A 16,682-nucleotide genomic window follows, 5' to 3' on the forward strand; every position below is an offset into this window, starting at 1 on the left:
CTCGGATAGTAGGGCTGCTCGTCCGTTCAGCGCGGCTGCGAGACCGAAATGTGACCCGACCTGGGGGACCGGCTGTCCGCTTGCGGCCTCCCGCACCGACGACGGACGGGAGGCTCGGTGCCCGCTGGCACCGTGCCTCCCGTCCGCGGTCAGGCTGCCGGTCAGGCGCGACGGCGACGGAACCGACGGAGCATCAGCGCGGCGCCGGCGGCCAGCAGGCCGACGGCCCACGCGATCGGCGTCGTCTCGTCGGCACCCGTGAACGCCAGCGTCCCCGTGGTCGGGGTGCCGGTCGTGTGCGCGACGGTGGCGGCGGGAGCCACGACCGGGCGGACGGCGACCGTGAACGACGTCGAGGCGCCGCCCTCGCTGATCGTCAGCACGTGGTCGGACGCGTGCGGGAAGGTGATCTTCGACGCGAAGTCCGCGGGCACCCAGGTGATCTCGTCCGAGGCCACCGAGCTGGTGAGCGTCGAGCGGGGGACGGGCGAGCCGGTCGAGGCCGGCGTGGTCCGGTTCCCGAACCGGTCGACGGCCAGGCCGCTCACGGACAGCGAGCCGCCCTGGTCGACGGGGATCGACGACACGCGCACCGGCGCCTCTGCGCCGCCGTCGTACCGCTCGATCGTGCCGTCGGGTGCGACCGACCAGGCCTGCACGTCCGCGTTCTCGCCGGCGACGATCGTGACGACACCGACGGGGGCGCCCGGCTCGACGGTCAGCTGGACGTACTCCGTCGCGGTCGCGGTGCCGCGCAGGGCGACGACCTGGAACGAGTAGGTGCGTGCCTCGGTCGCGGTGCTCGTCAGGACGCCGGTGTCGACGTTGACGGACAGGTCCTCGGACGGGGAGTCCTGGATCGCGTACGCCACCGGGCCCGAACCGCCGGTCGCGGTGAACCGGTGCGAGAACGGGGTTCCGGCCGTGGCCGTCAGGCGGAGCGGGGCGGACGGGCTGGACGGCTCCGTGAACTGCAGGGGCGAGGGCGCCACGGTCAGGCGGACGAAATCCGTGACCTGGGTGCCGCCGCTCAGGGCGACGACCTGCAGGTCGATCGTGCCGGGCGTCGTCGGCGTGCCGCTCAGGACACCCGTCTCGACGTTCACCGAGTACTCGGTGTGCGGGTTCGCCTGGAGCGCGTAGGCGACGGTGCCGTTGCCGCCGGTGGTCGTGAAGGTGTGGCTGAACGGCGTGCCGACCGTGGCGGTCAGCTCGACCGGGTCGGCCTCGGTGCCGGGGTCCGTGAAGGCGAGGGGAGCGGCGGCCGTGCCGGACGTGGTGCCGGTGCTGCTGCCGGTCGTGCCGGTCGTGCCCGTGGTGCCGGTGCCGCCGGTCGGACTGGTGCCGCCGGTCGTGCTCGTCGTGCCGGACGGGGTCGCGCCGGTCGTGCCCCCGGTGGTGCTGGTGCCGGTGTCGGTCGTGCCCCCGGTGGTGCTGGTGCCGGTCCCGGCGGTCGTGCCGGTACCGGTCGTGCTCGTGCCGGCGGCGCCGCCGGACGTGGTGCCCTGACCGGCGGTCGACGTCGACGTCGGGTCGGTCGTGGTTGCCGGGCTCGCGGTGCTGACCGCCGCCGGCGTCGCGAGCGGTGCGGCCGAGGCGACCGCGCCGGAGCCGACGACCGAGACCGCGGTGGTGGCGGCGACGGTGACGGCGATCGCTGCCGCCCGGCAGGTGCGCGGGCGGGTTGAGTGCTGCATGGGTTCCCCTTGGAAGATGGTCGCGGCACCGCTCGAGCGCTTCGCCGTCGAGGATGACGGTACGGGTGGAAGGACCGCTCCGGTACGAGATCTCGATTGCGATCGGATAACGGGAACTACTTCCTGACCTGGGGTTTCTCACAGGTCTGGGACGTGCGGCGCAGCGTGGCTCGGCGCGACGGACGGGAGGCGCGGTGCGGGCGTGCACCGTGCCTCCCGTCCGCCCCGTGGCGGCGTCGTCAGGCGCGACCGCGGCGGATCCGGTGCACCAGCAGGCCGGCCCCCGCGGCCAGCAGGCCGAGGGCCCAGCCGAGCGGACCGGACTCGTCGGCGCCGGTGTACGCGAGGTGACCCGAGGCCGTCGGGGTCGAGGAGCCGACGGTCGGCGTGGTGGCGGCGGGTGCCGCGACCGGGGTGACCTCGAAGGGGATCGTTGTCGAGACGCCCTGGAACGCGACGGTGATCACGTGGGGCGAGGCGTGCTCGAACGTGACCCAGGTCGCGGCCTGCTCGGGGTCGTACTCGATGCGGTCGCTCGCGACGCTGCTCGTGAAGGTCAGGTCGCTGTGCTCGCCGACCGGGTCGCCCTCGGCGTCGACCGCGAGGGCACGCACCTGCACGCGGTCGCCCTGCCGAGCCGGGACCGCGTCGACGCGCTCCGATGTGCCGTCCGCGGCGTACCGCGTGACGACGCCGTCGAGGACCCCGTACCGGTCGCCCGAGCCGTCACCGGGCAGCACGCCGATCGCGAAGCCGGCGACCGAGCCAGCCTCCGGTACGGCCGTGACCTCGATCGGGACCGAGGTCGAGACGCCGCCCTCGGAGATCGTGACGGTCCGGGCGCCGGTGCCGGAGAACGTGACCCGGTTCGACGACCACTGGTCGTCCCAGACGATGCTGTCGGCGGCGTTCGTGCTCGTGCCCGTCGAGCGCGGGTAGTCCTCGCCCGGGGTGACCCGGTTGCCGTACTCGTCCACGGCGAGGCCGGAGAACGAGATCGTCTCGCCGTCGCGGACCTGGATGGCCGGCACGACCGTGTCGTCCCCGGCGCCGGGCGTCGACTGGTGCACCACGCCGTCCAGGTAGACGCTCCAGACGAAGCGGCCGTCCTGCGGCGCGATGCTCAGGGCGACGCCCTTCGCCTGGGCGGGCTGGACCTCGATCCGGACGTACTGGACCGCGCTCTGGTGCAGGTCGGTCGCGGTGACCTCGAACAGCACCGTGGACGTGATCGTGCTCGTGGGGGTGCCGCTCAGGACACCGGTCTGCTCGTTCCACTCCCACCCGGTGTCCTCGTTGCTGTGTGGGTCGAAGAGGTACTCGAGTGGGCCGTCGCCGCCCTGCGCGACGAAGGTGTGCGAGAACGGCTGGCCGGCGGTTGCGGTGAGGACGATCGGGTCCTGCTCGGAGGACGGGTCGGCCCACGTGACGGGGGTGGCGGCGGCGGGGTCGGCGGACTGGGTCGGGGTCGCCGGGGTCGCCGGTGCTGACGTCGCCGGGGTGGGCGTGCCGTCGACGGCCGGGGTGGCGCCGGTGCCGGCGCCGGAGTCGGTGCTGGTGTCCGTGTCGGTGTCCGCGGCCGTTGCGGGGGCAGCCGGGGTCGTGTCGGTGTCGGTGGCCGGTGCGGGTGTCGGGGCGGCCGCGCTCGGGGCGGTCGTGCTCGGCGCGGTCGCGCCGTCCGTCGCCCCGGGACCGTTCGCGCTCGTGCCGGAGCCCGTGCTCGTGCTCGTGCCCGTGCCGTTGCCGTTGCTCGCGCTCGACGTCGGGTCGGCGGTCGCCGCGGTCGCCGCGGTCGCCGCCGTGGCGCCGATGCCGAACGCCGACGACGCCGCGACGATCGCGACCGCCGCCCCGATCGCGGCATTGCGTCGGAGCGTGGAGCTGCAGGACTGCTTCATGGGGTCCCCCTCGTTCTCGTGGGCACCGCATGTGCCCTCACTGACGAGTTGTCACCGCGGGGCGGGTCCTGACGTGCCGGAGGTCACGGATCGGTCACGACCGTGCACGGTCCGTCACCGCTCGACGTCGGCCGCCGCTCGCTCGAGGGCGGCGCGCAGCTCGCGGACCGCGGGGGACGATGACGCCGCCGTCCGCACCACCGTGAAGATCGTCCGTCGCGGTCGGTCGGGCAGGTCCACGAGCCGGCACGTGGTGGTCCGCCCCGTCCACATCAGGTCGGGCATCAGGCTGACCGCGTTGCCCGACTCGACGAGCCGGATCTGGGTCTGCAGGTCGGCGGTCTCGTACCGCACGTCCGGCTCGAACCCCCACCGCCGGCAGACCTGCTCGGCGAAGTGCCGCGAAGCGGTGCCACGCGGCTCCATGACCCACGGCATCGCCTCCGCGTCCGCGATCGAGGACACCGCCGCCAGCGCCGTGTCCACCGGCGGCAGGGCGAGCCGGACCTCGTCGGTGGTCAGGTCGGACCGCTCGAGCCCGGACAGGTGCGGTGCCGTGTGCGCGGGGTACTGCTCGGCGATGACCATGTCGAACTCCCGCGCCCAGGTCTCGTGCAGTGCGGTCTCCGGCTCGCGCTGCACCATCTCGATCCGGACCTCGGGATGCGCGACGGCCATCTCGTGCAGGGCGTTCGGCATGAGCGCGAGCGCCGCCGACTGGAACACCGCCACCCGTACGCGGCCCTGCACCGTCGGCAGCGAGGACTCGACCTGCGCCTGAGCGTGGTCGAGCACGTCGAGCACGTGCCCGGCGGCCTGCACGAGCACCTCGGCCTGCGGCGTGAGCTGCAGCCGTCGTCCGGCCTTGCGGAGCAGGGGGACACCGGCCTCGCGTTCGAGCACCGCGAGCTGCTGCGAGACCGCCGACGGCGTGAAGTTCATCGCCTCGGCGACGGCGGCGACCGTGCCGCGGATCGAGAGCTCGCGGAGGAGGACGAGGCGGCGGACGTCGAGCATGCCGAAACGATAGTGCAGCTGAACGGTATGCATCAGGAACGGTCGCTTCCGCTTCACGGTGGGCGGCTCCACACTGATGCCATGACCGACCTGCACGAGCACCCCGTCACCGACGCCGGGGCCGGCGCCACCGACCCCCTCGCCGACCAGTCCGTCGCCCTCGTGCGCCAGTGGCTGGCCGAGGCCGAGACCTACCCGGTCGACGGCTCGGCCAAGCAGCTCGCCGGGGTCCTCGCCGACCCGAAGGGCCTGGCGTTCGCGGTCGGGTTCGTCGACGGCGTCGTCCGGCCGGAGGACCTCGGGGTCGCCGCCCGGAAGCTCCGGCAGATCGCCCCGGACGCCCCCGGATTCCTGCCCGCCGCGCTCCGCGGTCTCGTCCGCCTCGGCGGTGGCATGGCGCCCGTGCTGCCGAACGTCGTCGTGCCGATCGCCCGTCGCGTGCTGCGCGAGATGGTCGGGCACCTGATCGTCGACGCCACCGACGCCAAGCTCGGCCCGGCGATCGCGAAGATCAAGCGCGACGGGGTACGACTCAACGTCAACCTGCTCGGCGAGGCCGTCCTCGGCGAGAAGGAAGCGTCACGCCGGCTCGAGGGCACGGAGCGCCTGCTCGCGCGTCCCGACGTCGACTACGTGTCGATCAAGGTCTCGTCGACCGTGCACCCGCACTCGCCGTGGGCCTTCGATCACGCGGTCGAGGACATCATCGCCAAGCTCCGCCCGCTGTTCCGCCGTGCCGTGCAGAGCAGCCCGCGCAAGTTCATCAACCTCGACATGGAGGAGTACAAGGACCTCGACCTGACGATCGCGGTCTTCACGAAGCTCCTCGACGAGCCCGAGTTCACGGACCTCGAAGCCGGCATCGTCCTGCAGGCGTACCTGCCCGACGCGCTCGCCGCGATGCAGCACCTGCAGGAGTGGTCCGCTGCCCGTCGTGCCCGCGGTGGCGCCGACATCAAGGTCCGTCTCGTCAAGGGTGCGAACCTGCCCATGGAGCAGGTCGAGGCCTCCGTGCACGGGTGGCCCCTCGCCACCTGGCACACCAAGCAGGACTCCGACACGAACTACAAGCGCGTCCTCGACTGGGCACTCACACCCGAGCGCATCGCGAACGTCCGCGTCGGTGTCGCCGGGCACAACCTGTTCGACGTGGCGCACGCCTGGCTCCTCGCGGGTGAGCGCGGGGTCCGCGACGGCATCGAGTTCGAGATGCTGCTCGGCATGGCGCAGGGACAGGCCGAGGCCGTCCGTCGCACCGTCGGTTCGCTCCTGCTCTACACACCGGTCGTCCACCCGGGCGAGTTCGACGTCGCGATCGCGTACCTGATCCGTCGCCTCGAAGAAGGCGCGTCGCAGGAGAACTTCATGTCCGCGGTGTTCTCGCTGGCGTCCTCGCCCGAGCTCTTCGCCCGCGAAGAGGCGCGCTTCCGCGACTCCCTCCTGCCGCTGACGCTGCCTGGGGGCCTCGACGCCCCTGCGTCCCACCGCGTCGCCGACCGCTACGCCGCGGTCGAGCGCCCCCGCCCCGGCCACTTCGACAACACCCCGGACACCGACCCGTCGGTCGCGGCGTTCCGCGAGTGGGGATCGGCGATCACGTCACGCGTCGCCTCGTCGACGCTGGGCGAGCGTGCCGTCCAGGAGGCCCGGCTCACCTCCGACACGCAGCTCACCACCGTCCTCGACCGCGTCCGCGCCGCGGGCGCGTCGTGGGCGCAGTGGTCCGGTCCGGCACGCGGCGCCGTGCTCCACGCGATCGGCGACGCGCTCGAGGCGAACCGCGCCGCGCTGGTAGAGGTGATGGCGTCCGAGGCGGGCAAGACCATCGACCAGGCCGACCCCGAGGTCTCCGAGGCCATCGACTTCGCGCACTTCTACGGGGAACTCGCCGGCCAGCTCGACCAGGTCGACGGCGCGGCCTTCACGCCCGCGGCGCTGACGCTGGTGACCCCGCCGTGGAACTTCCCGGTCGCGATCCCGGCCGGCTCGACCCTGGCCGCGCTCGCCGCCGGTTCCGCCGTCGTGCTGAAGCCCGCGCCGCCCGCCGAGCGCTGTGGTGCCGTCCTGGCGTCGGTGATCGAGACCGCACTCGACGCAGCCGGAGCGCCCGCCGACGTCCTCGCCTTCGTGCAGGTCGCCGAGGACGAGCTCGGCAAGCAGCTCATCACCGCGCCGCAGGTCGACCGCGTCATCCTCACCGGGGCGTACGAGACCGCCGAGCTCTTCCGGTCCTTCCGCCCCGACCTGCCGCTGCTGGCGGAGACCTCGGGCAAGAACGCGATCATCGTCACGCCGTCGGCCGACCTCGACCTCGCGGTGAAGGACGTCGTCGCCTCGGCCTTCGGGCACGCCGGGCAGAAGTGCTCCGCCGCGTCGCTCGTGGTCCTCGTCGGGTCGGTGGCGACCTCGCGCCGGTTCCGCTCGCAACTCCTCGACGCGGTGTCCTCGCTCACCGTCGGCTACCCGACCGACCCGACGACACAGATGGGCCCGGTCATCGAGCCCGCAGCGGGCAAGCTCCTCGAGGGGCTCACCACCCTCGGCACCGGCGAGACGTGGGCAGTCGAACCGAAGCAGCTCGACGAGTCCGGCAAGCTCTGGAGCCCGGGTGTCCGCGACGGCGTCCGCCGTGGCTCCGCCTTCCACCGCACCGAGTACTTCGGTCCGATCCTCGGCATCATGACCGCGAAGACCCTCGACGAGGCGATCGACCTCGTGAACGAGGTCGACTTTGGTCTGACCTCGGGCCTGCACTCGCTCGACGCCACCGAGATCGGGACCTGGCTCGACCGGATCGAGGCGGGCAACCTCTACGTCAACCGCGGCATCACCGGCGCCATCGTCCGCCGCCAGCCGTTCGGCGGGTGGAAGAAGTCGGCAGTCGGTGCTGGCACCAAGGCCGGCGGGCTGAACTACCTCCTCGGGCTCGGTTCCTGGTCGTCCACGACCGCGACGACGAGTGCCGCGGTGTCGTCGCCGGTGCGGTCCTTCGTCGGCGCCACGGGCGTCTCGTCCGAGGCGCTCGACCGGGCGACCGCGTCCGACGAGCACGCGTGGTCGACGCTCTTCGGTGCAGCGGTCGACGTCTCGGCGCTGTCCGCCGAGCGGAACATCGCGCGGTACCTGCCGTACCCGGGCGTGCACGTCCGCCTGGCCTCGGCCGAAGAGTCTTCCGTCGCCGACCTCGTCCGCGTCGTCGCCGCCTCGGTCCGTGCGGGAACGACGGTGCACGTGTCATCGGTCGCCGCGCTCCCCGCACCCGTCGCTGCCGCGCTCCGCGCCCTGCCGAACGTCCGCTCGGTCGCCGAGTCGCAGTCCGACGACGCGTTCGCGAAGCGCATCGCTCGGGGGGAGTCCACGCGGGTCCGACTCGTCGGCGGCGACACCGCTGCGCTCACCACTGCCATCGGCGGGCGTCCGGACGTCGCGGTGTACGGGGAGCCCGTCACCGAGGCCGGTCGGATCGAGCTGCTGCCGTTCCTCCGCGAGCAGGCGGTGTCGATCACGGCGCACCGTTTCGGCACGCCGAACCACCTCACCGACGCGCTGATCTGACGCGGGGGCGGTCCGGCGCCACGTCGCCGCCGGTCGGCTGCGCGACGGTCGCGGGTCGGTTGCGCACCGGTCACCCGTCGAGCCACGGAAGCGACGTCGAACCAGTCCCCGGGGCTGGTTCGACGTCGCGTTCGTGGTTCGACGACCTCGACCGATCGACCGACCGACCGACGCTGGCCGCTGTCGCGGCTCCCGGCGGTGCGCGTTCCGGACGACGGGCGGGCGAGGTGCCCCGCCGGCAGTCGCCCAGCACCGGTCGTGCGTAGCGTCGGGGCCATGTGCGAGTCCGTCCAGTGCCCCGTGTGCGGCAAGACCTCGTGGACCGGTTGCGGCGACCACGTGCGGGACGTCTTCCGCGGTGTCCGCCGGCGGGACCGCTGCTCGGGTCACGGCCTGCCCCGACACGTCCTCGACGCCGGCGGCTTCCGGTGAGCACGTCGGACGACGCGGGCGACGGCATCATCGACCCGCAGGGGTTCTCGCACGTCCGGCTCACGGTGACGGACATCCACCGCAGCAAGGCCTTCTACGAGCGGCTGTTCGGCATGCCACCTGGCAGCGACTTCAGCGACCAGATCGACGACCCGACCGTCCGCGACGACCCCTGGCGGACGTACGGCGGCTGCTCGTTCCGTTTCCAGGGGCAGACGCTCGGGCTGCGCCCGGTCGCTCCCGCAGGTGACCGGTTCGACCCGGACCGCGTCGGGCTCGACCACCTCAGCCTGCGCGTCCGCTCGGTCGACGACCTGCACCGCGCCGTCGAACGGCTCGACGCCGCGGGCATCACGCACGGCGAGGTCACCGACCTCGAACCGTTCGGTCTGGTGATCCTGTCCCTGCAGGACCCGGACGACATCAACCTCGAACTCGCCGCACCGCGTCCGTCCGACGCTGGACACGAGCGGGGGAGTCGAGCTGGCCGGTAGCCGCACGACTCCTGCCGCCGCCCAGCCCGGCGGCGTTGGCTCGACGGCATGAGCGAACAGATCGTCAAGCCCCTCGGCCTCGCACACGTCCGGGTCACCGTCACCGACATCCACCGCAGCAAGGCCTTCTACGAGCAGCTGTTCGGGACGGCTCCGGCGATGGACTTCAGCGAGCACATCGACGAGCCCGGCATCAGCGAGGATCGCGAGCGTCTCTACGGCGGTGTGATCTTCCCCGTGGGCGAGCAGCTGTTCGGCCTCCGCCCGGTCGCCCCGAGCGGACAGCGCTTCGACCCGGACACGGTCGGCCTCGACCACGTCAGCTTCGTCGTCGGGTCCGTCGACGAGCTGCACGCCGCCGCCGAGCGTCTCGACGCCGCGGGGATCGAGCACGGCGAGGTGACCGACCTGGGCGAGTCCGGCATGGTCATCCTCTCGGTCCAGGACCCGGACGACATCAACCTGGAGCTCGCCGCGCAGAACTGACTTCGGCCCGTCCCCGGCGGTACGGTTCGAGCGTGCAGACGGTTGACGGAGAGTGCGTCCGGTGGAGCGACGACGACGGGTGGGGTGTCCTCCGGTCGGATGCCGTCGCGTCTGAGGTCTTCGCGCACTTCTCCGCCCTCGTCGGGGACGGGTACCTCTCGCTGCGTCCCGGTGACCGCGTCCGGTTCGACGTCGAGCCGTACCCGTCCGGACAGGACGGCTTCGTGTTCCGCGCGAACGACGTCCGGTTCGCCTGACCGGGGGTGCCGCGAGCGCTCGAGGTGAACGGTGAGTCTCGGCGGGTTGTCGGCGCCGAGGAACGGTCGGCTACGGCCGCAGGATGTACTCGAAGGTCGCTCGCGCGCGATCCGGGTCCGGGGCATCGCCCGAGATCAGGTCCGCGTACGTGAAGGACTCCGAGACGCGCACGAGCAGCCGTGCCAGCTCCTCCGCCGACAGCGGCGCCGGGTCGAACGTCCCCGCCTCCTGCTCGGTGCTGATGACGGACGCGACCACGGCGACGAACCGCCGCTGCACGTCGCTCTCCGTCGTCGTCAGCAGTCGGAGCGCCCGGCTCGGCTCGCGCGTCAGGAAGGCACGGAAGTACGGCGCCCGGATCAGGTCCGCCGTGAAGTGGTCGAGCACGTCGACGATGCGAGCCGCGCCCGACGGGGCGGCGGCCCGTCCGGCGGCGTCGAGCGTCGGGACGGCCAGCGACCAGAGGATCTCGGACAGCAGCTGGTCGCGGTTGCCGACCCACCGGAACAGCGAGGTGCGGTCCACGCCGAGGGACGACGCAAGCGAGCCCATGTCGATGCGGGCGCCGTCGATGAAGGCGCGTCGCGCGGATCGGAACGCGCGCTGGGAGTCGCCGTGCGCCTCCAGTCTGTCCGCGAGCGCGGTCGGGACCAGCGTCGATCCGAGCGTGCCGAGTGACTCGTTCCTCACCGTTCCCCCTGAGTGGTGCCGTCTGTATTGCAACGTTTTCGAGAATGATGCATCGTTGGTGGCATGTCAACGTCGATCACCGACACGCCCCTGCTCGAGTCCGACTTCTACCGCTTCCAAGAAGGGCTCACGCCCAGGGAGCGCGAGTCGCTCGGGGAGCTGCGCGCGTACCTCGAGGCCGAGGTGCGGCCGATCGCCGACCAGTACTGGGCGCGCGCGGAGTTCCCGGAGCAGGTCATCGAGCCGCTCGCGGAACTCGGCATGTACGGCCCGGGCATCCCGCTCGTGCGGCACTTCGAGAACTCCGCCGTGTACCGCGGCTGGGCGGCGCTCGAGCTCGGCCGCGTGGATGCCGGCGTCTCGACGTTCATCGGCGTGCAGTCCGGCCTGGCGATGAACTCCATCGCGGTCGGCGGCAGTGACGAGCAGCAGCAGGAGTGGCTCCCGCGCATGGCCCGCGGCGAGGTCGTCGGCGCGTTCGGGCTGACCGAGCCGCTGTCCGGCAGCGACTCCGCGCGTGGCCTCCGCACGACGGCCCGTCGTGACGGCGACTCGTGGGTCCTCGACGGTGAGAAACGCTGGATCGGGAACGCCACGTTCGCCGACGTCGTCGTGATCTGGGCGAAGGACGTCGCGGACGACCAGGTCAAGGGCTTCATCGTCACGACGGACACCCCCGGCTTCACCGCCACGAAGATCGAGGACAAGATCGCGCTGCGCAGCGTGCAGAACGCCGACATCGTGCTCGACGGCGTCCGGGTGCCCGAGTCGCGTCGACTGCAGCGTGCCGACTCGTTCCGGACGACTGCTGCGGTGCTCCGCCTGACCCGGACCGAGGTCGCCTGGCAGGCCGTCGGCATCGCGGTCGGTGCCTACGAGGCCGCGCTCGACTACGCCCGCACACGGATCCAGTTCGGTAAGCCGATCGCGGCGCACCAGATGGTGCAGGACCTGCTCGTGCGGTCGCTGATGAACATCACGGCGTCGATCGCGCTGTGCACGCAGGCCTCGGCCATGCAGGACCAGGGGATCGGCGGCGACGAGCACTCCGCGATGGCGAAGGCGTTCGCGACCGCGAAGATGCGCGAGACGGTCGGCTGGTGCCGCGAGGTGCAGGGCGGCAACGGTATCGTGCTCGACAAGGGCGTCGCGCGGTTCTTCTCCGACGCCGAGGCGATCTACTCGTACGAGGGCACGCGCGAGGTGAACACGCTCATCGTCGGGCGCGCGATCACCGGCGAGGCCGCGTTCGTCTGACGCGGTCCCGCGACACTGCGCGCGTCGATCGACGCGCGCGGTGTCGCGGACGCGTGGTGTCGCGGACACGTGGCACCGGCCACTCCACGCCCGACCGCCAGCGAGCCTCGCCCTCAGGCCCAGAACGCGGCGATCGCCTCCGCGACCGCCTCGCCCTGACGCCGCCCCTCCGTCGCCGACGGTGCCTGCGTCGACAGCGACAGGGAGTTCTCCCCGAAGGCGTGCTGCGCGCCGCTGTCGGCGACGACGGTCTCGACCGAGCTGCCGCCGGCCCGCAGTGACTCGACCGCCAGGTCGAGCCACGGCCCGAGCGGCGACGGTCCCTCCGGCCCGCAGGCCACGACGAGCACGCGCTCGTACCCGGCCGCGACGTCGGCGTTCGTCGCCGAACGGAGGCCGCCGTCGTAGTGCGGCACGCCGTCGATGCGGACGGGGGACCACACGAACGGCACCGAGCAGCTCGCGGCGACGGCCCGGGTCAGCGGGACCCCGGACGCGGCGGTGAGCACCCGGAAGGTCCCGTCCTGTGCGTCGATCGTGGTCAGCGCGAGCGGCTTCTCGGGCCACTCGGCGGACGGCAGCGTCTCCGCGAAGGTCGCGACGCGCTCGTCGTCGGTCTGCCCGGTGACGACCTGCTGCGCCACCACGCCGAGCCGAGCGCGGGCGTCCTGCTCCGAGGTCGCTCCCGCGAGCACCTGCGCGACGCGCTGCTGGAAGTCCTCGCCGCCGACCCGGTCCGGTTCGACGTAGGTGCTCGGCAGGGGCGCGTGCTGCTGCTCGTACGCGTGCTCGACCGCTCCTGCGCGGACGAACGCCCCGACGACGCTGCCTGCGCTCGTCCCGACCACGAGGTCGGCCGCATCGAGGTCCACGCCGGCGTCCTGCAGGGCCGAGAGCACGCCGACCTCCCACGCGATGCCGGCGACGCCGCCTCCGCCCAGGACGAGGGCTCTGGTTCCGGGCTGGGGAGTGGTCGGTTCCGTCATGGAACCTGTGTACCAGGTGACCACGGGACGGACGGGAGGCGCGTCGCGGCCCCGCCACGCGCCTCCCGTCCGTCAGCCGGTCACGACGGACCGGTGGTCGCCCCGTCCCACCGGTCCGGCCGTCACGCGGTCCCGACGGACCGCCGACGACCTACTCGGCCGCGACGTCGATCAGGACCTTGCCGACCGCGTCGCCCTCGACGGCGTCGTGGGCCGCCGCTGTGTCCTCGAGCGCGAAGCGCACGAGCGGCAGGCCGGCGTCCTCGCCCACCGGCAGGACACCGTCGCGGAGCGCGGCGGTGACGTCCTCGGCGGCCGCGGTGAGCGCCTGGTCGCCGATCGTGTAGAGCAGCAGGAACTGGTAGCGCGCGTTCACGGACATGTTCGGACGGATCGGGAGCGTCGCGTCGTCACCGCCGTTGTTCGCGTAGATCGACACGACGCCGTGGTTCGCAAGCACGTCGGCCACGAGCTGGGCGTTCTGCGGGATCGAGACCTCGACGACGATGTCCACGCCGTCGGGGGCGATCTCGCGGATGCGTGCGGCGGCGTCTTCCTCGCGGTAGTTCACGGTGTGGTGGGCGCCGGCGGCGGTCGCGAGGGCGGCCTTGGCGTCGGAGCTGATCGTGCTGACCACCGTGGCGCCGGCCCAGCGGGCGAGCTGGATCGCGGCGTGCCCGACGGCACCGGCGCCGCCGGCGACCAGGACCGTGCGGCCCTCGAGCGCCCCCGGGGTGAGTCGGCTCGGGCCGTCCTCGTGCGTGGTCAGCGCACGGTGGGCGGTCATGGCGGGGACGCCGAGCGAGGCGCCGACGTCGAAGCTCGTGCCCTCGGGCAGCCGGACGGCACGCTCGGCCGGCACGACCGTGTACTCCTGCGCGGTCCCGGTCGGACGGTTCGCGGCGGCCATGTACAGCCAGACGCGGTCGCCCTCGGTCAGGTCCTCGACGCCCTCGCCGACGGCGTCGACCACGCCGGCGCCGTCCTGGTTCGGGGTGATTTCGGGGAACGGGAGACCGTCGCCGTAGGTGCCGCCCGCGCGGGCCTTCCAGTCGGTGGGGTTGACGCCGGAGACGACGACGCGGACGCGGACCTCGCCGGGGCCGGGCTGCGGGACCTCCCGCTCGACCAGGTCGAGGACGCTGCTGTCACCGGGCTTCGTGTAGACGATCGATCGCATGTCTCCACGCAACCACCCGGGGCCGTCGGGTCTTCCGGGTGGCGGTCAGCGGGAGCGGGCCGCGCGCGTCGCGAGGCCCGTCAGCGGGCGTCGTAGGCCTCGCGGCTGTCCTGCACGTCGGCCATGTGCGACGTCGCCCAGTCCTCGAGCGGCTCGAGCACCGCGCGGAGCGAGCGGCCACGGTCGGTCAGCTCGTACTCGACCCGCGGCGGGATCTCGGGGTAGACCGTGCGCGTCACCAGTCCGTCGCGTTCGAGCGCCCGGAGGGTCTGCGTGAGCATCTTCTGCGACACGCCCTGCACCCGGTTCGCGATCACCGAGTACCGCTGCGGCCCGTCGACGAGCGACCCGATCGTCAGGACGCTCCACCGGTCGCCGATGCGGTCGAGCAGCTGCCGCGAGGGGCAGTCCGCCGCGTAGGGGCTGTACTCGAGTGCTGACACCGTGACCTCCGTTACGCACCGAAAGGTGCCTACTTCCCAGAAGAGAGTAACGCGGGTACGGTCGGTCCCACCAGTCACGAAAGGACTCCCATGACCAGCATCGTCGTCTTCGGCGGCACCGGGTACGCCGGCTCCGCCATCGTCCGCGAGGCCCTGTCCCGCGGCATCACCGTCACCGCCGTCGCCCGCGACACCTCCAAGCTCGAGGCTGCCGAGGGGCTGACCCTCGCGCAGGGCGACGCCTTCGACGAGTCCTTCGTCGCGGACGTCACGAAGGGCGCCGACGTCGTGGTGGTGTCGCTGCACGCGGTCCAGGCGGACGGCAGCGAGCTGAAGGACCGCTTCCAGCACTTCGTCGACGCGGCCGCTGCCGCCGGTGCGCGACTCGGCATCGTCGGCGGCGCGGGCTCGCTGCTCGTCGCCGAGGGCGGCCCGGCGCTGTTCGACACCCCGGACTTCCCGGACGCGTTCGCGGGTGAGGCGAAGAGCCACGGCGAGATCCTCGAGGGCCTGCGCTCCGGTGCCTACACCGGGGACGTCGACTGGTTCTACGTGAGCCCCGCGGCGGCCTTCGGTGGCTACAACCCCGGCGAGCGGAAGGGCACCTACCGCACCACGGACGACCTGCTGCTCACCGATGCCGAGGGCAACTCGGACATCTCCGGCGAGGACTTCGCGATCGCGTTCGTCGACGAGGTCGAGCGCCCGGCGCACCACCGCGCGCGCTTCGGCGTCGCGTACTGACGCGCCGCGCCGCGCAGCGACGGGCCGCGCCGCGCGGCGGCGGCGGAACCACGTTCCGGACACAGCACCACGGAGAAGCGCGGTGTCGTGTCCGGAACCTGGTTCCGCGAGAGGTGACCGCCGCCGCACCGCGCCGCCGCCGCGCCGCCGCGCTACCGCTGCCCGACGATCGCGGGGACCGGCAGGTGGTGCCGCATCCGCACCGCCAGGTGCAGCCCGCCGCGCCGCGCGAGCACGAGCCCCACGACGACGGCGGCCGCGGCGGGGACCGCCCCGGCGACGACCATGCCGACGTGCGCCCCGAAGTGGTCGACGACCTGCCCCATGAGCGGCCCGCCGAGCGCCTGCCCGCCGAGCAGCACGAGGACGTAGAGCGACATCACGCGCCCGCGGATCGCGACGTTCGACGACAGCTGCACGAGCGAGTTCGACGCGGTCATGAACAGCAGCTGCGACATGCCCACGGCGACGAGGGCGACCGTGAACGGCGCGATCACCGGCACCGTGCCGGACAGCACGAGCAGCGCCCCGGTCCAGAACACCCCGCCGACGATCGTCCGGAGCCGGACCACCGCCCGACGGGTCGAGAGCAGTGCCCCGGCCAGCGCGCCGGCCGCGACCGCCGAGTTGAAGACGCCGTAGCCGCCGGCGCCCACGTCGTACACCTCGGACGCGAAGGCCGACAGCAGCACCGGCATCGTCAGCGCGAACACCGAGAAGAACGCCATGAGGACGACGGGCACCAGGATCGTGGGCTTCCGGACGGCGTAGCGCAGCCCCTCGACGAGCTGGCCCTTCGACCGTGGCGCGGGCGGGGTGCGGTGCAGCTCCGAGGTCCGGAGGAACCCGAGCGTCACGACCACGGCGACGCAGGCGACCGCGTTCACCCCGAACGACCACCCGGCGCCGACCGCGACGAGCAGGGCTCCCGACAGCGCGGGACCGATCATGCCGCCGAGCTGGAACACGCTCGAGTTGACGCTGATGGCGTTGCGCAGGTGCTGGTGGCCGACGATCTCGGTGACGAAGACCTGCCGTGCGGGGTTGTCGATCACGGTGACCATGCCGACCAGGAACGCGATCACCCAGATGTGCCACGCCTCGACCACGCCGGTCAGGGTGAGCACCGCGAGCAGCGCCGAGAGCACGGCGAAGGCACCCTGCGTGAGCATCATCAGCGCGCGCTTCGAGAACCGGTCGACGAGCACTCCGCCCCAGAGTCCGAACAGCAGCATCGGCGCGAACTGGCACGCCACGGTGATGCCGACCTGCGCGACCGACCCGGTGAGCTGGAGGACGAGCCAGTCCTGCGCGATCCGCTGCATCCACCCGGCGGTCATCGCCACCAGGTTGGTCGCGGTGAACAGGCGGAAGTTCGGCACCGACAGGGCGATGAGCGTGTGCCGCCACGGCGGCCGGTCGGCCTGGACGGGGAGCGGTTCGGTGGGCGGTGGGAGGGTCGTCGGTGACGCACTCACGGTGGGAGGGCTCCGGATCGTCGAGGACGGGCAACGGACATTCGGTACCCATCCGAAACTACGTGGC

Annotated in this window: 15 protein-coding genes; 7 read left to right on the forward strand and 8 right to left on the reverse strand. The window is 72.6% G+C overall.

The genetic code is table 11. The features are described 5' to 3' along the window. Nucleotides 1-161: 161 nt before the first annotated feature. The 3 genes from QUG93_RS07110 to QUG93_RS07120 form a co-directional block, all read right to left on the reverse strand. Complete coding sequence (locus QUG93_RS07110; RefSeq protein WP_289473228.1) at nt 162-1,697, reverse strand: hypothetical protein; 1,536 nt, start codon at nt 1,695-1,697, stop codon at nt 162-164. A 239-nt stretch (nt 1,698-1,936) separates the two neighbouring features. Beyond that, the gene (locus QUG93_RS07115) at nt 1,937-3,595 is read right to left on the reverse strand and encodes a Hint domain-containing protein (RefSeq protein ID WP_289473229.1); all 1,659 of its coding nucleotides are present in this window, start codon (nt 3,593-3,595) and stop codon (nt 1,937-1,939) included. A gap of 114 nt (nt 3,596-3,709) precedes the next feature. Further along, nucleotides 3,710-4,612: a LysR family transcriptional regulator gene (locus QUG93_RS07120; protein WP_289473230.1), complete on the reverse strand. Its 903-nt coding sequence runs from the start codon at nt 4,610-4,612 to the stop codon at nt 3,710-3,712. 81 nt (nt 4,613-4,693) lie between these two features. Between QUG93_RS07120 and QUG93_RS07125 the strand changes: the two genes are divergently transcribed. The 5 genes from QUG93_RS07125 to QUG93_RS07145 all read left to right on the forward strand — a co-directional run bounded on the left by QUG93_RS07125 (nt 4,694) and on the right by QUG93_RS07145 (nt 9,836). Continuing rightward, the gene (locus tag QUG93_RS07125; RefSeq protein WP_289473231.1) at nt 4,694-8,167 is read left to right on the forward strand and encodes a proline dehydrogenase family protein; all 3,474 of its coding nucleotides are present in this window, start codon (nt 4,694-4,696) and stop codon (nt 8,165-8,167) included. Nucleotides 8,168-8,443: 276 nt separating this feature from the next. Beyond that, entirely contained in the window at nt 8,444-8,599 is a 156-nt protein-coding gene (locus QUG93_RS07130) for a DUF8730 family Cys-rich protein (RefSeq protein ID WP_289473232.1), read from the forward strand. After that, a complete protein-coding gene (locus tag QUG93_RS07135; RefSeq protein WP_289473233.1) occupies nt 8,596-9,093 on the forward strand; it encodes a VOC family protein in 498 nt (165 codons plus the stop codon). Before QUG93_RS07130 ends, QUG93_RS07135 begins: the two co-directional genes overlap by 4 nt. A gap of 48 nt (nt 9,094-9,141) precedes the next feature. Continuing rightward, nucleotides 9,142-9,579 carry a VOC family protein gene (locus tag QUG93_RS07140; protein WP_289473234.1) on the forward strand — a complete coding sequence of 146 codons (438 nt, stop codon included), beginning with the start codon at nt 9,142-9,144 and terminating at the stop codon, nt 9,577-9,579. A 32-nt stretch (nt 9,580-9,611) separates the two neighbouring features. Continuing rightward, nucleotides 9,612-9,836, forward strand: a complete 225-nt coding sequence (locus QUG93_RS07145) for a cold-shock protein (RefSeq protein WP_289473235.1) — start codon at nt 9,612-9,614, stop codon at nt 9,834-9,836. 70 nt (nt 9,837-9,906) lie between these two features. Here the strand turns inward: QUG93_RS07145 and QUG93_RS07150 are convergent, their stop codons facing one another. Continuing rightward, nucleotides 9,907-10,527: a QsdR family transcriptional regulator gene (locus tag QUG93_RS07150; protein WP_289473236.1), complete on the reverse strand. Its 621-nt coding sequence runs from the start codon at nt 10,525-10,527 to the stop codon at nt 9,907-9,909. A 63-nt stretch (nt 10,528-10,590) separates the two neighbouring features. Here QUG93_RS07150 and QUG93_RS07155 point away from each other — a divergent pair, with 63 nt between their 5' ends. Further along, nucleotides 10,591-11,784, forward strand: a complete 1,194-nt coding sequence (locus QUG93_RS07155; RefSeq protein ID WP_289473237.1) for an acyl-CoA dehydrogenase family protein — start codon at nt 10,591-10,593, stop codon at nt 11,782-11,784. 113 nt (nt 11,785-11,897) lie between these two features. On the opposite strand, the gene QUG93_RS07160 is transcribed toward QUG93_RS07155, so the two are convergent. The 3 genes from QUG93_RS07160 to QUG93_RS07170 all read right to left on the reverse strand — a co-directional run bounded on the left by QUG93_RS07160 (nt 11,898) and on the right by QUG93_RS07170 (nt 14,393). After that, nucleotides 11,898-12,770, reverse strand: coding sequence for a patatin-like phospholipase family protein (locus tag QUG93_RS07160; protein WP_289473238.1), 873 nt, complete (start codon nt 12,768-12,770; stop codon nt 11,898-11,900). 151 nt (nt 12,771-12,921) lie between these two features. Then, nucleotides 12,922-13,950, reverse strand: a complete 1,029-nt coding sequence (locus QUG93_RS07165; protein WP_289473239.1) for an NADPH:quinone reductase — start codon at nt 13,948-13,950, stop codon at nt 12,922-12,924. An 80-nt stretch (nt 13,951-14,030) separates the two neighbouring features. Next, nucleotides 14,031-14,393 carry a winged helix-turn-helix transcriptional regulator gene (locus tag QUG93_RS07170; protein ID WP_289473240.1) on the reverse strand — a complete coding sequence of 121 codons (363 nt, stop codon included), beginning with the start codon at nt 14,391-14,393 and terminating at the stop codon, nt 14,031-14,033. A gap of 90 nt (nt 14,394-14,483) precedes the next feature. On the opposite strand from QUG93_RS07170, the gene QUG93_RS07175 reads away from it, so the two are divergent. Further along, nucleotides 14,484-15,137 carry an NAD(P)-dependent oxidoreductase gene (locus tag QUG93_RS07175; protein ID WP_289473241.1) on the forward strand — a complete coding sequence of 218 codons (654 nt, stop codon included), beginning with the start codon at nt 14,484-14,486 and terminating at the stop codon, nt 15,135-15,137. A 152-nt stretch (nt 15,138-15,289) separates the two neighbouring features. Here the strand turns inward: QUG93_RS07175 and QUG93_RS07180 are convergent, their stop codons facing one another. Continuing rightward, nucleotides 15,290-16,615 carry an MFS transporter gene (locus QUG93_RS07180; protein WP_289473242.1) on the reverse strand — a complete coding sequence of 442 codons (1,326 nt, stop codon included), beginning with the start codon at nt 16,613-16,615 and terminating at the stop codon, nt 15,290-15,292. Between the last annotated feature and the right edge of the window lie 67 nt (nt 16,616-16,682).

This window comes from Curtobacterium caseinilyticum (assembly GCF_030363035.1).
GTDB classification, from domain to species: domain Bacteria; phylum Actinomycetota; class Actinomycetes; order Actinomycetales; family Microbacteriaceae; genus Curtobacterium; species Curtobacterium caseinilyticum.

What these genes read in the sequence shown, in the direction of transcription:
- QUG93_RS07110 (WP_289473228.1), bottom strand. Translation starts at nt 1,697, where the DNA reads ATGCAGCACTCAACCCGCCCGCGCACCTGCCGGGCGGCAGCGATCGCC.
- QUG93_RS07115 (WP_289473229.1), bottom strand. Translation starts at nt 3,595, where the DNA reads ATGAAGCAGTCCTGCAGCTCCACGCTCCGACGCAATGCCGCGATCGGG.
- QUG93_RS07120 (WP_289473230.1), bottom strand. Translation starts at nt 4,612, where the DNA reads ATGCTCGACGTCCGCCGCCTCGTCCTCCTCCGCGAGCTCTCGATCCGC.
- QUG93_RS07125 (WP_289473231.1), top strand. Translation starts at nt 4,694, where the DNA reads ATGACCGACCTGCACGAGCACCCCGTCACCGACGCCGGGGCCGGCGCC.
- QUG93_RS07130 (WP_289473232.1), top strand. Translation starts at nt 8,444, where the DNA reads ATGTGCGAGTCCGTCCAGTGCCCCGTGTGCGGCAAGACCTCGTGGACC.
- QUG93_RS07140 (WP_289473234.1), top strand. Translation starts at nt 9,142, where the DNA reads ATGAGCGAACAGATCGTCAAGCCCCTCGGCCTCGCACACGTCCGGGTC.
- QUG93_RS07155 (WP_289473237.1), top strand. Translation starts at nt 10,591, where the DNA reads ATGTCAACGTCGATCACCGACACGCCCCTGCTCGAGTCCGACTTCTAC.
- QUG93_RS07160 (WP_289473238.1), bottom strand. Translation starts at nt 12,770, where the DNA reads ATGACGGAACCGACCACTCCCCAGCCCGGAACCAGAGCCCTCGTCCTG.
- QUG93_RS07165 (WP_289473239.1), bottom strand. Translation starts at nt 13,950, where the DNA reads ATGCGATCGATCGTCTACACGAAGCCCGGTGACAGCAGCGTCCTCGAC.
- QUG93_RS07175 (WP_289473241.1), top strand. Translation starts at nt 14,484, where the DNA reads ATGACCAGCATCGTCGTCTTCGGCGGCACCGGGTACGCCGGCTCCGCC.